Here is a 12,771-nt window from a genome sequence, read left to right on the forward strand (position 1 = left end):
ACGGCCCGAAATGCTCGCGCGGCAGGTCACGCCAGGCGATGCCAGCGCGGTAGCGGTAGACGATTCCTTCGACGATTCGCCGGTTGTTCTCAAACGGTCGGGCTCTTTTGCCGACGTTTGAGGGCAGAAGTGGTTCGATCTTCTCCCACTGCTCATCAGTGAAGACTCGGTGTCGTTGCTGTGTAGTCACGTCTCCACCGTGCCAGTCCTGGAATGGTCAATAAAGGAGACACGCCCTAGTTCCATCCCCCGCTAGGATCGACGCCTCGGCTATCGAGATGCGTCGCGCCTTCGACTCAGCTTGTGCCGGAGATCTCGAAGGTGGCTCGACTCGCCTGGCTGCTGCGGCCGAAGCATGCGTTGACCTTAGGCAGGCCGGCCGAATCCTGGAACAAGCGGCTGCATACGCGGAAAGATATAATCCAGCGCAAGCTCAAAAGCTCCTTGCTGAAGCGCGGAGCAAGAATCTATACGTGCTGCAGCCCATGACAGGGATTACGTATCGTCCACTCACCTTCACTGGTTCGCAGGCTGCCAAGGTAGCGCAACGTGCCACGAGTATGTTCGGCACGACGCAAGCCCTGCGGGTCACGGTGGAAGGTATTCTCGATCGTCTTCATTTCGACCCCACAGCGACAGAGGAGTTCGAGGAGGCGATCTTGGAACTTGGCTTATTCCTCGGCATTGGTTCACAAAGACCTGAGAGGGAACTCGGTCAGGGGCCAGATAATCTTTGGGCGATAGAGCCGAGCCGATTCTGGGTGATTGAGGTAAAAAGTGGGGCTGTGAGTGAGTTCATCAGCAAAAGGGATTCAGGTCAGCTAGGAGAGGCAACGCAGTGGTTCAGGCGCAAATATCCTGCCGAACAGGCTGCTACTCCTGTAATGATTCACCGTGAGAGAAAGTTGCACAACACAGCCTCTGGGCCAACTGGAATGCGAGTCATAAATGCCTTGCGCCTCAGCGAGCTGAAATCGGATGTGCGGGCGCTAGCTGAAGGGCTCGCCACCAATGGCTGGTCCGACCTTTCCGAGGTGGCGCGACTTTTGAATGGCCACAAGCTCGACGCTGCGGGGCTTGACGGAAGGCTCGTTGCCACAACTGGGGGGACGGTTTAGCGGCCGTCAGATAGGGATGTTCTAGCCTTTTGAGCTTGGTCGCCGCCCCGGTTAGAGATCACGAGCTGGGCCGTTGGCTGCCTTGCGCAGCAGGTCGGAGAGTTTCGGCTCCGTTGTATAAATATCACTTTCCCATATGTAGCGACCGCTACCGCCGGAAGGCGTGTGTACACGGGAAATTCGGCGCAACGAACTGCCTTGCCCACTATGCCAAAAACCCCAGCAGGGACTGCTGAAGGTTTGGTTGACTTCACGACTGGATAAATTCCAGGAAGGATAGAAGTCATGCCAAAGATCTACACCGATGAGTTCAAGCAATCAGCGCTCGAGCTCTTGGACGATGGAATGACCCAGAAGCAGGTGTGTGCCGACCTCGGTATCTCGAAGTCAGCTCTCCAGGCCTGGGTGCGTGACTCGCGGCTACGCGAGCACGGACTCGAGCCCTCCCGTGATGTCGAGAGTCACGCGCCCAGGCGGCAGCGCTGAAACGCATTCGCGAGCTCGAGCGTGAGAACAAGATCCTCCGCGAGGCCGCAGCGTACCTCTCGCAAGCGAACTTGAAGCTCGGTGGCCATCACCCAAAATGATGTACCCGCTGGTCCTGGACCTTGCTGCCACCGGGGTGCCGGTGGCAGTGACCTGTCGGGTGCTCGGCTTTACCAAGCAGGGGTTCTACAAGTGGTGCGCTCATCCGGTCTCAGCTCGGGACTGGGACGAGGCACATCTGATCAATGCCGCCTACGACGTTCATACGGACGATCCTGAGTTCGGGCACCGGTTCATCGCCGATGAACTCCACGCCGCGGGTCTGCAGACGTCAGAGCGTCGTGTGTGGCGATTGTGCTCGCAGCAGCAGTTGTTCTCGCACACGATCAAACGAGCCCGGAAACACGGCAAGAAGCCCGGCCCGCCAGTGTGTGACGACCTCGTCGAACGCGACTTCACTGCCAAGGCAATCAACGAGTTGTGGCTGACCGACGTTACCGAACACCACACCAGTGAGGGCAAGCTGTATATGTGCGCGGTCAAGGATGTGTTCAGCAACAGAATCGTCGGTTATGCCATCGATTCGAGGATGAAATCTCGCCTGGCTGTGGCGGCGATTGATGATGCTGTGGCTCGTCGTGGCGGACCGCGAGCCGTGGCAGGGTGTGTCGTTCACTCGGATCGCGGGTCCCAATTTCGTTCTCGTAAGTTCCAGCAGGTTCTACGGCGTTACGGGCTCGTGGGATCGATGGGTCGGGTCGGCGCTGCTGGCGATAATGCGGCGATGGAATCGTTCTTCGCTGTGTTGCAGAAGAACGTCCTCGACCGGGGCCGTTGGGACACGCGAGCGAGGTTGCGGACATCGATCGTCCACTGGGTCGAGCGGACCTATCACCGGAAGCGTCGGCAACGGCGTTTGGGTAAACTGACTCCGGTTGAATACGAGCTTGTTCACCAAAAGGCCGTCGCCCTGGCGGCATAAACCCAGGAGTCAACCAAACCTTCAGCAGTCCCATTGGAACATCTCCATCGATGGCACCATCAACCGTGCCCACCAGCACGCAACGAACACGACACGCCCTGACCAGGACACAGGGGGCTACATCGAACTACAAGAATCTGCCCGATCAGGAATGTGAACCAGCCGGACACGGCATCGGTCGCTCACGCGGTGGGCTGACAACGAAGATCCACCACGCCGTCGACGGTAAAGGTCGGCCTTTGGCTGTGGTGATCACCGGCGGGCAGCGTCATGACGGAGTGATCCTGCCGCAAGTGCTGGCCGATATTCGAGTGCCGCGGGCTGGTGGTGGTCGTGCTCGCACACGTCCGGACGCGGTCTTGGCCGATCGAGCTTATGGGTCCAAAGGCAACCGCGACTACCTGCGCGGCCGCGGTATTCGGGCGGTGATCCCGGAGAAGAAAGACCAGATCGCGACAAGGAAAAAGCGCGGCAGCAAAGGTGGCCGGCCGCCAGTGTTCGACGCCGGCGCCTATCGGAACCGTAACGTTGTGGAGCGTTCGTTTGCCTACGTCAAGCAATGGCGAGGGTTAGCGACGAGATACGACAAGCTCGCCATCACCTATCGAGCTGCAGTCGTGATCAGCGCGATTCTGACATGGCTCCGCCGATAAAGGAGACATGCCCTAGTTCGACGGCCGGTTCATGGGTGAGACCGCCGAACATGACGTGCGAGAACGATCCGATCTGGGTGGTCAGTGCCGCATCCATGACCGGATGCTGGTATCCGTGGACGACCGACCACCACGAGCTCATCCCGTCGAGCAGTCGATGCGTCGATCCCGAAGCATCGCGCAACTCCACATAGGGCCCATCTGCGCCGGTGACCGAGAAGTGCGCGCCGGCGTCGAGCGGACCGTAGGGGTGCCACAGCAGGCCGGAATCGCGCTCGAGCGTGCTCGTCGGCATCCGTAGTCCCGCCTCAGACATTGGGCGTGAGCTCTGTGCCCGCGCCGCGGCGCCGGATCGTCGGAATCATCACTCCGGAGTCGTCGGCTTCTTGACCAGCCGTCGGCAGAGGTCTGCCGCACGGCAGGGTGCTCGCGGTCTTTGCTGCCTCAGCGGACGTTCCGTCGCTCTTCATGTAACCGGGCGCCACCTCGGCGAAGGCGGCCTGATGGGCTGCCCGGTGAGCCTTGAGCTCATCACGCAGTCGTTCGGCACTCTCTGCTCCGACGATCTCGAAGCCTCCGTCGACGATCATGTCGAGGTCTTCCTCGGCGGCCTGCCCCTCCGAGGTCAGATAGTCGCCGAGGAAGAGCGAATTGGCCACATGCAGCGACAGCGGCTGCAGCGTACGCAGGTGCATCTCCCGACCTCCGGCGATGCGCAGTTCGCGGTCCGGGCACAGGAATCGCACGGCGCAGAGAATCCGCAGGCAATGCTGCGGGGTCAGAGTCCAGGTTCCTTCGAGCGGTGTGCCGTCGAAGGGAATGAGGAAGTTGACCGGGATCGAATCGGAGTCAACGGCCTTGAGCGATTCGATCGCCTCGATGATCTGCTCGTCCGTCTCCCCCATTCCGACGATCAGCCCCGAGCACGGGGAGAGCCCTGCACCACGCGCCTTGTCCACGGTGTCGACACGGTCGGCGAACGTATGAGTCGTGCAGATATCGGGGTAGAGAGATTCGGCAGTGTTGAGGTTGTGGTTGTACGCGTCGACACCGGCGTCCTTGAGTCGCTGTGCCTGACCGTCCTTGAGGAACCCGAGGCAGGCGCAGACCTCGACGTCGGGACTGGATGTCTTGATCTCCTCGACCATCCCCGAGACGCGCTCGACGTCCCGGTTCGAAGGACCGCGTCCGGACGCGACGAGGCAGACCCGCGAGGCTCCCCCTGCCAGACCGAATTCCGCCTGCCGCTTCGCCTCATCCTTCGGCAGCCATGAGTACTTGAGAATGTCGGCTTCTGAGCCCAAACGCTGCGAGCAGTATACGCAGTCCTCCGGGCAGAGTCCCGATTTGAGGTTGACGAGGTAGTTGACCTTGACGCGATTGCCGAAATGTTCGCGGCGCAGCCGGGAGGCAGCGGCGACAAGGTCGAGGAGGTCCTCGTCGGACGACGACAGGATCGTGCGGGCATCGGAGGCGGTGGCCGGATCGCCGGCGAGCACGCGCTCGGCGAGTGTTTGATAGCTATCCATGTTGTCATTATTGAACACTGTTCAATAGAGTGCCAAATCACACTCTCCGCCCGAACAGGCAGAATGGTGTTATGACCTTCGTCCTTCTCACCGCAGGCGATCATCCCCGGTTCGTCGACGGCACCGATGATCCGAACCTCGCCGAGGCGGCCGGACCCGCCGTACTCATCGCCGTCGACAGCGCTGCCGACGACTCCGGCTCCGGCCCTGACATCGGCAGCGAGGCGCCGTCGCTGAACGCATGCATCGACGCCCCCTACCGTCCTCTCGCCTACCGTGAGTCGGGAGCCGACTGGTCGGACATTGATTTCGAGGCCGCCGATCATTGGGTGCAGATGGGACCGGAGCTGCGGCGCCGCCTCGTCGAGGATCACCTCGCGACGCTCGCTGTCGGAGAGTTCAAGGTGGCGACGAACAACGGCAGCGCCTCGATCATCACGAACAACTGGGTCTACTCGGGCTCACCGCGCACCTACCGCGCCGCGGGCCGCCTGAGAGAGCTCATCACCGTCCTCGGCGAACTCACCCGCAAGGCCGATCAGCGCGCCTGAGCATCATCGATCTCGGCCTGGCGATCACGATTGTCGATCAACTCGGCGACATTGCGCTCGGCCCACCTCCGCAGCGCGGTCACGGGAGCCTGCAGCGAGCGACCGAGATCGGTGAGCGAATACTCCACCCGCGGGGGCACCTCCCCAAACGACTGCCTGGTCACCAAGCCGTCGGCGACGAGTGATCGCAGCGTCGAGGTGAGCACCTTCGGGGTGATGCCCCCGATCGCCCGTCGGATCTCGCCGAAGCGCTTCGGGCTGTCATCGAGGATCTCGATGATGAGCACCGTCCACTTGTCACCGACCCGATCGAGAATGACTCGGGTGGGGCACTCCGGATCGAAGGCATCGCCTTCCCAGGAATCTCGGATTCTCATGTCCCAATAGTATCTTTGAGGTACTACCTTTCCAAACGATAGTGTCGAGATGTCATCACAGAAGAAACCACTTCGGCGCCGCGAACCCGACGCCGCAGCAGAAAGGGACACACCATGAAGATCGCACTCTTCGGAGCATCCGGAATGATCGGCTCCCGCGTCACCGCCGAGGCGGCCGGCCGCGGCCTCGACATCACCGGCATCACCCGCTCGGGCAGCGACGTGCCCGGTGCCGCCCGCAGCATCAAGGGCGATATGGCCGATGCCGAGTTCGACGCCCGCATCGCCGCCGAACACGACATCATCGTCTCCACCACCGGTCCCAGCCGCACCGGCGGGGACCACCAGGAGTGGCTCGACTCCCTGAAGACCTTGGCCGAGAACAGCGGCAACACCCGCATCTTCGTCGTCGGCGGCGCCGGTTCCCTGTGGGTCGGCGACACCATGCTCAAGGACACCGAGGACTTCCCCGCGATCTACAAGGCCGAATCGGAGACCGGCACCCGAGCGCTCGAGCTGCTGCGGACAGGCAACTGGTCGCCCTGGACGCTCATCTCCCCCGCACCGGAGATCGCCCCCGGGGAGCGCACGGGTTCGTACAAGACCGAGCTGGAGGTCCCGGCCGGTGACGCAATCTCGGCCGAGGACTTCGCGGTCGCCATGGTCGACGAGATCGTTGAACCGAAGCACATCGACGTCCGGTTCACCGTCGCGAACTGACCGAACTGACGGTCGATGACCATGCGTGGCGGCTCCCGACGCCCAGAGGAGAGGCAGCCACTCGCGGTCATGCGAACATGACAGCGCCGGGGATGCACAATGCATCCCCGGCGCTGTCGTCTCATCAGGGCTTGTCGCCGGATGGCACCGGCTGCCTCGAGTCAGGCCTTGGCAGGCTCCTTCTTGGGAGCCGGCTTCGAGTTGGCGGCTTCGACGAAGTTCTTGCGCGGAACATCGAGATCGGCCAGCGGCATGGCATCGCGGCCGAGGACGGCGCTGACGAACCAGTTGCCGAAGACCCTCACCTTGCGGTCCATGGTCGGGATCGCGTAGCCGTGGTAGGCGCGGTGCATGAGCCAGGCGAGGAGGCCGCGGGCTTCGAAGTCGCCCATCTGCGAAACGCCCTTGTACAGACCCAGACCGGCAACCGTACCGATGGTCTTGTGGAAGTACTGCTTGAACTCGGTCTCTCCGCGCAGTGCGGCGAGCACGTTGGCGGCCAGCACCGGAGCCTGACGCACAGCATGCTGAGCGTTGGGCACGCAGAAGCCTGCCACTCCGCCGCCGGACAGGTCGGGCACAGCGGCGTTGTCGCCAGCGGCCCAAGCGCCCTCGACGACTCCGTCATCGCCCTCGACCCGCAGGTCGGCGCGCACGGTGACGTTGCCGCGCTCGTTGATCGGCAGGTCGGAGTCGATGAGCATCGGGTTGGCCTTGACACCGGCGGACCACACGATCGTGTCAGCGTCGAACTCTTCGCCGTTCGAGAGCTTGACGTGCTTGTCGGTGCAGTCCTGGAGGAACGTCTCGAGGTAGACGTCGATTCCGCGTTCGCGCATGTGCTCAACGACCCAGCGGGCCTGAGCCTCGCCGACCTCGGGCATGACGCGGCCGAGGGCCTCGACGAGGACGAAGCGCACATCGGCTTCGGTCAGCGTCTCGTACTGGGCAACGGCCGAGCGGACCATGTCCTCGAGTTCGGTGAGCAGCTCGATGCCGGCGAATCCGCCGCCGACGAACACGAAGGTCAGGGCCTTGCGACGCTCTTCGTCGTCTTCCATCAGTGCGGCATCGGCCAGGCGGGAGAGAAGGTGGTCGCGCAGGGCGACGGCCTCTTCGATGCGCTTGAGCGCGATCGCGTTCTCCTTCAGGCCCGGGATCGGCAGCGCACGCGCGACCGAGCCGGAGGCGAGGACGATGTGGTCGTAGTCGAGCTCGAACGCTTCATCGTTCTCAGGTTCGATGGTGGCGAACTTCTCGGCGTGGTTGATCGAGGTGACCTTCGCGGTGATGACTTCGGCGCCCGGCAGGTTGCGGCGCAACGGCACCACAGCGTGACGGGGCTCGATCGAACCGGCTGCCACCTCGGGGAGGAACGGCAGGTAGGTCATGTACGGGTTGGGGTCGACCACGGTGACGGTGGCTTCACCCCGGCCGAGGTTCTTCAGCAGATTCTGGGCGGTGAGCAGGCCGACCGAGCCGCCACCGACGACGAGGATTCGTGGACGCAGTTTTGAGTTTCTGATGAGTGCCATAATCCCATGCTAGACCCTTGTGAAAACTTTCACTAATTGTTTCTCCCATGGACTCGAACGCCCCAGATCAGAGCTGATCTGGGAGCCGGATTCAGCGTCGACGACGGGCGAAGGAGACGGTCGCGGTGACCATGAGGATCAGAGCGATCAGTGCACCAGCACCGAGGACGGCGAAGCCGAATGTCGGTCTCGACTGCGTGGCAGCGATATCGGTCGGCGCGAGAGACTTCGGGCTCTCGGTCTCATCCGGGGCAGCTGTTTCCGTCTCCTTCGCCTTCGCATCCCCGCGGCGGTGCATCTTCACCCAATTCGTCAGCTCATCCTCGGCGGATGACACGTCCTTGGGAGTTTTCGCCTTGACGGCGGCCTGCGGGTCGACGCGACCCCAACCGACGAGCGGGTCAGGCTTGCCCTTCTTGCTCACACCTTTGTGGCCGTCCACCGGCTTGGCACTCGACTGCAGCTTGGCTCGGACCTCATCGGCGCTGAGCTTCGGATTCTCGGCACGGATGAGCGCTGCGACACCGGACACGACCGGTGAGGCGAAGGAGCACCCCTGACCTTCGGCGTAGCCGCCGCTGTAGTACGGAATGGGAATGTCCTTGGCCGGGCCCATGAGATCGACGGCGGTGCCGGGTGCAGTGGAGTCCTCGAGGACCTTGCCGTTCTTGTCGAGTCCGCCCACTCCGACGACGCCGGGCACTGTCGACGGCGACCACGCCTGGGTCGCCCCTTGGGAGGCATTTCCGACGCAAGCGACGATGAGCACGTCCTTCTTGTAAGCGTAGGCGAAGGATTCGTCCCAGCTCTCCGGCCAGCCCGGGTCATCCCAGCCCAAGGACATATTGATGACTTCTGCCCCGGAGTCGACGGCCCAGCGGATGGCCTTATCGGCCTGGTCGCGGGTCGATCCGGACTCCTTCGGACGGTCAGGGCCGAGCCACATCGATGCCGACAGGATCTCCGCGTCCGGGGCGACTCCGATCGGGCCTGCGCCGGTTCCTCGACCGGCGATGACTCCGGCCACAGCGGTTCCGTGGTGGATCGTGGTCTTCCCGCCGATCGGGGTCTTTCCGTCTTTGCCCAGCCCGCTGAAGTCCTTGGACTTCTTCACCACGCCCTTGAGATCTTCATGGTCGGTGTTGACGCCGGAGTCGATGACTGCCACCTTGACGCCCTTGCCCGTGGATTTCTTCCAGACCTTGTCGATTCCGTAGTCCTTGATGAACCACTGGCCGGGTCCGGCCTTCGGAGCCGCGATGACTGGTTGTGTGGTGCCGACGAGCAGACCGAGGACGACAGTCGTGACAGCGAGGAGGCGGGCGGCGGCTCTCACGAGCTCGTCAGCGCAAGGTCGAGCGCGGTCCCGTCGAGGATGTCAGTTTCGGAGATCCGGATGTCGAGCGTTCCTCCAGCGGCTGCCACAGCTTGGTCGAAGCGGGCGACGATCCGGGCGAACAGCAGCGATCCTGCGCCGATGACATCGACGCGGCCTGGATGCATATACGGCAGGTCCGTACGCGCCTGACGGTCCATGGCCAGGAGTCTGCGGGATTCGTCTGCGACATCGGCGACGCTGATATGTGCTCCGTGGATGCGCTCTCGCTGATAGCTCTCAAGCCCGAGGATGCCTGCGGTGATGGTAGTGACGGTTCCGGCGACACCGATGAAGGTCCGCGGGACGGAGAAGTCGACGATCTGCGCAGCTTGGTCGAGCTGACCGTCGATATCGGTAAGCGCTGCCTGGATCTGGTCTTCGCTGGGAGTCTCGACCGGCATATGGCGTTCGGTCAGACGCACCGAGCCGATGTCCATGCTCACTGCGGCTTCGACATCGTCCTGGCCGAGGACGAGTTCGGTCGATCCGCCGCCGAGGTCCATGACGACGAAGGGGCCGTCTGCAGCACCGAGATCGGCAGTGGCGCCGAGGAAAGAGAGTCGGGCCTCTTCCTCCCCGGCGATCACGTCGGGGACGACGCCGAGGATCGAGAAGATCCCGGCGAAGAACTCATCACGGTTCTTCACGTCGCGGCTGGCCGAGGTCGCGACGAATCGCAGCTTCTCGGGCTGGTATTCCGCAGCCACCTCGGCGAATTCCTTCGCCACGTCAAAGGTGCGCTCGAGTGCCTCCGGGGCGAACTCGCCGGTGGCATCGACACCCTGGCCGAGTCGGACGATCCGGGTTTCGCGGCGCAGGTCCGTGAGGGTACCGTCGGCGTCGACATCGGCGATGAGCAGGCGCAGGGAGTTCGTCCCGCAGTCGAAGGCAGCAACACGCATGGCAGGTCCTAGTCGGTCGATTCGGTGGTGGCAGCCTCAGCCAGAGGCGGCACATCGGTCATGAACGACAGTGCACGGTCGCCGATCGGATTGATGCCGAGTCCGGCGGACAGTGAATGGCCGACGAGCGCGTGGAGACATTTGACCCGGGTCGGCATCCCGCCGGCGGAGTAGTCCTTGATCTCTACGACCTCGGCCAGGCCCGCTGCAGAGCCGATCTCTGAACGGACGTCGAGGTAGGCCCGGTGGGCGGCAGCATAGGCGACGGCGAGTTCTTCGTCCTCACCGATCTCGGCGGTCCATTCGGCCATGATCCCCGATGCTTCCAAGCGTGAGCATTCAGCCACGTAGGCGGGGTGAGTGAGGTAGAAGGTCGTCGGGAACGGCGTACCGTCCTCGAGGCGCGGAGCCGTGGCGACGACGAGGGGTTCGCCGGAGGTGCTGCGGGCGGCGATGCCGACGACGCCTCGGGGAATGCGTCCGAGTTGGTCTTGGAGGACAGCGAAATCCGCCTCGGTGCACTCTGTGATCATCAGTTCTTCTCCACGGTGTTTCCAGTCTCCTGAATGGACTCCAGCAACTCAAGGTACCAGGCCTGCTTGCGAACCGGCCGTTCGGACTCGGATTCGTCGTCCACGGCCTCTTGGTTAGTGACGATGACCGCGTTCTTGCCCTTTTCCACGTAGTACTGGTCCGCGCGGGCCTTGCGCTTGATGTAGTCGGGGTCTTTGAGGTTCTCGTTCTTCTCTTCGAGGCTCTTGACCTCAGCTTTCGTCGTCTCGATCTCGTCGTTGAGGGCGGCGATCTGCTGGGCCTGTTTGAGCGCGGAGTTCAGGGGTGAGAGGAATGCGAAGAGGACGATGGCGATGACGAGGAGGAACAGGCCCGTGCGCCAGGACATGCGTCGGCCCCGCGCCTCGGCGTCCACATCGGCGTCGGCTTCGATAACCGGTTTCGGGCGTCGGCGAGGGGTGGCCTTGCCAGGAGCCGATTTCGGTGCACTTCTTCTGGGCTTGCTCGGGACCATGCTTCTTTCCTCTGCGACTGGGGATTGGGGAAGAGTGTCGCAACACCTCCAAGTGTGCCGTGTCGGCATTCTCAGCGCGAGGATTTCGAACCCGTGGCGTGTTCGATTCCCGCGTCTCCTCCGTCACGTCGGCCTCCGCCACTTCTTCCGCAGTGCATCACTCACCTCAACCGCCTCTCCCTACCCGAAGTCGCTTCTCCTACACCTGCTGAAGCATCCCTCACCCTTTGCGGCAATCCACCCCGCTCCTCCAGGGCGTTGTGCAGCCACCGGTGATTCATGGCCCCTGAAGCCTCCCCAATTGCTCCCGATTCGCGGCCTGTTACACGCTCGAACCAGTATCTATCCACAGACTTATCCACATTCTTACTGAGGTCTATTGCGGTTTATATGTTTTTAGTGCATTTTGAGTTCATGTATAAACTTTTGAGCACCGAAGACATCGTCCGCCTCGGATTCAATCACGGCGACATCCGACGCGCCCGCAAATGCTGTCTGCGTCGGCTGTCGCGGGGAACATACCTCGTCCGACGAGTCTGCGAGCAGGACTTCCATCGTCCGCTGTGGGCGAGCATCGACGAGCAGATCCACCAAGTCTTCATCGAACACGGAGACATCCGGGACGAGATCAACGACCTCAATGCCTCGGTGATGGCTCATTTCGCCCAACGTTCTGATCAGAGAACAGACGTTGCGAAGACGAGCCCACCGGCGGAGGTCTTCTCGCACATCTCCGCGGCCCTCATCCACAATCTGCCCATTTCCCACCCTGTCACACACCAGGTCGAGGTCGTCCGGCCAGGCACCAATCGGAAGTTCAAAAGCATCCACGTCCGCGGCAGCCTCATCCCGAAAGCGCATCGCACAACGATCGACGGCGCCGAAGTGACTACACTCGAGCGCACACTCATCGACGTCGCCCGCAGCTACAACCTCGATGTCTCCGTGCCCATGATCGATGATGCTCTGCACCGAAAGCTGACAACCACACAGAAGATCCTCGCCACCCTCGCCCAATGCTTGGAAAAGCGCAACGCCGCGAAAGTGAGGTTGGCGGTCGACCTCGCTGATTCCCGTCGCGAATCCCCCGCCGAGGCGGTCGCTGCCGTGCGATTCTACGAACACGGGATCACGGGCTTGGAACCACAGGTCACGTTCCGCGCCGATAGCTTGAATCGCGAAATCCGCGTCGACTTCTGTCATCGCCAGGCTCGTCTCATCGTCGAGATCGACGGCATCGGCAAGCTCTATCTCGGCTCAGGTGTCCCCCGCCAAGAGCTCGAAGAGGAACGCCGCCGCGAGCAGTGGCTGCGCGACCAGGGTTGGCAAGTGATCCGGATCAGCTGGAATGAACTGTTTCAAGAGGCAAAGTTCTATGACATCCTTCGCGCCATCCGCGCCACGCAGAACGCCACCGCCTGACCTCGCTGCAAGAATTTGCACCGTGGTCGCACCCGAACCGCTGGCGCACACCGCACCGCAGCTGTCACACACTCTCGTTGCGTCGAGGACA

At 62.5% G+C, this 12,771-nt stretch carries 14 protein-coding genes and 2 pseudogenes; 7 read left to right on the top strand and 9 right to left on the bottom strand.

Annotation, left to right across the window (positions count from 1 at the left end; all coding sequences use genetic code 11):
* A partial coding sequence (locus tag EB835_RS16750) for a transposase (RefSeq protein ID WP_135810593.1) occupies positions 1-190 on the bottom strand: 190 nt, incomplete at its 3' end.
* Between the two features lie 283 nt (positions 191-473).
* Here EB835_RS16750 and EB835_RS16755 point away from each other — a divergent pair.
* The 4 genes and pseudogenes from EB835_RS16755 to EB835_RS16765 form a co-directional block, all read left to right on the top strand.
* On the top strand, positions 474-1,118 hold the full coding sequence (locus EB835_RS16755; RefSeq protein WP_135810594.1) for a hypothetical protein: 645 nt from the start codon (positions 474-476) through the stop codon (positions 1,116-1,118).
* A 345-nt stretch (positions 1,119-1,463) separates the two neighbouring features.
* Positions 1,464-1,604: a hypothetical protein gene (locus EB835_RS20700; protein ID WP_240688813.1), complete on the top strand. Its 141-nt coding sequence runs from the start codon at positions 1,464-1,466 to the stop codon at positions 1,602-1,604.
* Positions 1,601-2,586: pseudogene (locus EB835_RS16760) on the top strand (IS3 family transposase); the annotation flags it as partial. The gene EB835_RS20700 and the pseudogene EB835_RS16760, both read left to right, overlap by 4 nt.
* Positions 2,587-2,620: 34 nt before the next feature.
* Positions 2,621-3,239: pseudogene (locus EB835_RS16765) on the top strand (IS5 family transposase); the annotation flags it as partial.
* Here the strand turns inward: EB835_RS16765 and EB835_RS16770 are convergent.
* Both EB835_RS16770 and bioB read right to left on the bottom strand, forming a co-directional pair.
* Positions 3,208-3,534 carry an aminotransferase class III-fold pyridoxal phosphate-dependent enzyme gene (locus EB835_RS16770; RefSeq protein WP_240688810.1) on the bottom strand — a complete coding sequence of 109 codons (327 nt, stop codon included), beginning with the start codon at positions 3,532-3,534 and terminating at the stop codon, positions 3,208-3,210. The pseudogene EB835_RS16765 and the gene EB835_RS16770 overlap by 32 nt on opposite strands.
* Before the next feature lie 13 nt (positions 3,535-3,547).
* Positions 3,548-4,768, bottom strand: a complete 1,221-nt coding sequence (gene bioB / locus EB835_RS16775; protein ID WP_135810596.1) for a biotin synthase BioB — start codon at positions 4,766-4,768, stop codon at positions 3,548-3,550.
* Positions 4,769-4,839: 71 nt separating this feature from the next.
* Here bioB and EB835_RS16780 point away from each other — a divergent pair, with 71 nt between their 5' ends.
* Positions 4,840-5,319, top strand: coding sequence for a hypothetical protein (locus EB835_RS16780; RefSeq protein WP_135810597.1), 480 nt, complete (start codon positions 4,840-4,842; stop codon positions 5,317-5,319).
* Here EB835_RS16780 and EB835_RS16785 read toward each other — a convergent pair.
* On the bottom strand, positions 5,307-5,696 hold the full coding sequence (locus EB835_RS16785) for a winged helix-turn-helix transcriptional regulator (protein ID WP_135810598.1): 390 nt from the start codon (positions 5,694-5,696) through the stop codon (positions 5,307-5,309). The two genes, EB835_RS16780 and EB835_RS16785, sit on opposite strands and share 13 nt — an antisense overlap.
* A gap of 114 nt (positions 5,697-5,810) precedes the next feature.
* Between EB835_RS16785 and EB835_RS16790 the strand changes: the two genes are divergently transcribed.
* On the top strand, positions 5,811-6,416 hold the full coding sequence (locus EB835_RS16790) for an NAD(P)-dependent oxidoreductase (protein WP_135810599.1): 606 nt from the start codon (positions 5,811-5,813) through the stop codon (positions 6,414-6,416).
* A 161-nt stretch (positions 6,417-6,577) separates the two neighbouring features.
* Here the strand turns inward: EB835_RS16790 and EB835_RS16795 are convergent, their stop codons facing one another.
* The 5 genes from EB835_RS16795 to EB835_RS16815 form a co-directional block, all read right to left on the bottom strand.
* Positions 6,578-7,951 carry an NAD(P)/FAD-dependent oxidoreductase gene (locus tag EB835_RS16795; RefSeq protein WP_062241553.1) on the bottom strand — a complete coding sequence of 458 codons (1,374 nt, stop codon included), beginning with the start codon at positions 7,949-7,951 and terminating at the stop codon, positions 6,578-6,580.
* 91 nt (positions 7,952-8,042) lie between these two features.
* Entirely contained in the window at positions 8,043-9,287 is a 1,245-nt protein-coding gene (locus EB835_RS16800) for a S8 family peptidase (RefSeq protein WP_135810600.1), read from the bottom strand.
* A complete protein-coding gene (locus tag EB835_RS16805; RefSeq protein ID WP_135810601.1) occupies positions 9,284-10,231 on the bottom strand; it encodes a Ppx/GppA phosphatase family protein in 948 nt (315 codons plus the stop codon). The genes EB835_RS16800 and EB835_RS16805 overlap by 4 nt, the downstream gene beginning before the upstream one ends.
* Before the next feature lie 8 nt (positions 10,232-10,239).
* Positions 10,240-10,764 (bottom strand): DUF501 domain-containing protein, encoded by a 525-nt coding sequence (locus EB835_RS16810; protein WP_135810602.1) that lies wholly within the window; start codon positions 10,762-10,764, stop codon positions 10,240-10,242.
* Positions 10,764-11,258 (bottom strand): FtsB family cell division protein, encoded by a 495-nt coding sequence (locus tag EB835_RS16815; RefSeq protein WP_135810603.1) that lies wholly within the window; start codon positions 11,256-11,258, stop codon positions 10,764-10,766. The genes EB835_RS16810 and EB835_RS16815 overlap by 1 nt, the downstream gene beginning before the upstream one ends.
* A gap of 426 nt (positions 11,259-11,684) precedes the next feature.
* Here EB835_RS16815 and EB835_RS16820 point away from each other — a divergent pair, with 426 nt between their 5' ends.
* A complete protein-coding gene (locus EB835_RS16820) occupies positions 11,685-12,680 on the top strand; it encodes a DUF559 domain-containing protein (protein WP_240688811.1) in 996 nt (331 codons plus the stop codon).
* Positions 12,681-12,771 lie beyond the last annotated feature (91 nt).

The sequence above is a fragment of the Brevibacterium sp. S22 genome (genome assembly GCF_004745485.1).
In the GTDB taxonomy this organism is placed as follows: domain Bacteria; phylum Actinomycetota; class Actinomycetes; order Actinomycetales; family Brevibacteriaceae; genus Brevibacterium.

What these genes read in the sequence shown, in the direction of transcription:
- EB835_RS20700 (WP_240688813.1), top strand. Translation starts at nt 1,464, where the DNA reads ATGACCCAGAAGCAGGTGTGTGCCGACCTCGGTATCTCGAAGTCAGCT.
- EB835_RS16770 (WP_240688810.1), bottom strand. Translation starts at nt 3,534, where the DNA reads ATGCCGACGAGCACGCTCGAGCGCGATTCCGGCCTGCTGTGGCACCCC.
- bioB (WP_135810596.1), bottom strand. Translation starts at nt 4,768, where the DNA reads ATGGATAGCTATCAAACACTCGCCGAGCGCGTGCTCGCCGGCGATCCG.
- EB835_RS16780 (WP_135810597.1), top strand. Translation starts at nt 4,840, where the DNA reads ATGACCTTCGTCCTTCTCACCGCAGGCGATCATCCCCGGTTCGTCGAC.
- EB835_RS16785 (WP_135810598.1), bottom strand. Translation starts at nt 5,696, where the DNA reads ATGAGAATCCGAGATTCCTGGGAAGGCGATGCCTTCGATCCGGAGTGC.
- EB835_RS16790 (WP_135810599.1), top strand. Translation starts at nt 5,811, where the DNA reads ATGAAGATCGCACTCTTCGGAGCATCCGGAATGATCGGCTCCCGCGTC.
- EB835_RS16795 (WP_062241553.1), bottom strand. Translation starts at nt 7,951, where the DNA reads ATGGCACTCATCAGAAACTCAAAACTGCGTCCACGAATCCTCGTCGTC.
- EB835_RS16805 (WP_135810601.1), bottom strand. Translation starts at nt 10,231, where the DNA reads ATGCGTGTTGCTGCCTTCGACTGCGGGACGAACTCCCTGCGCCTGCTC.
- EB835_RS16810 (WP_135810602.1), bottom strand. Translation starts at nt 10,764, where the DNA reads ATGATCACAGAGTGCACCGAGGCGGATTTCGCTGTCCTCCAAGACCAA.
- EB835_RS16815 (WP_135810603.1), bottom strand. Translation starts at nt 11,258, where the DNA reads ATGGTCCCGAGCAAGCCCAGAAGAAGTGCACCGAAATCGGCTCCTGGC.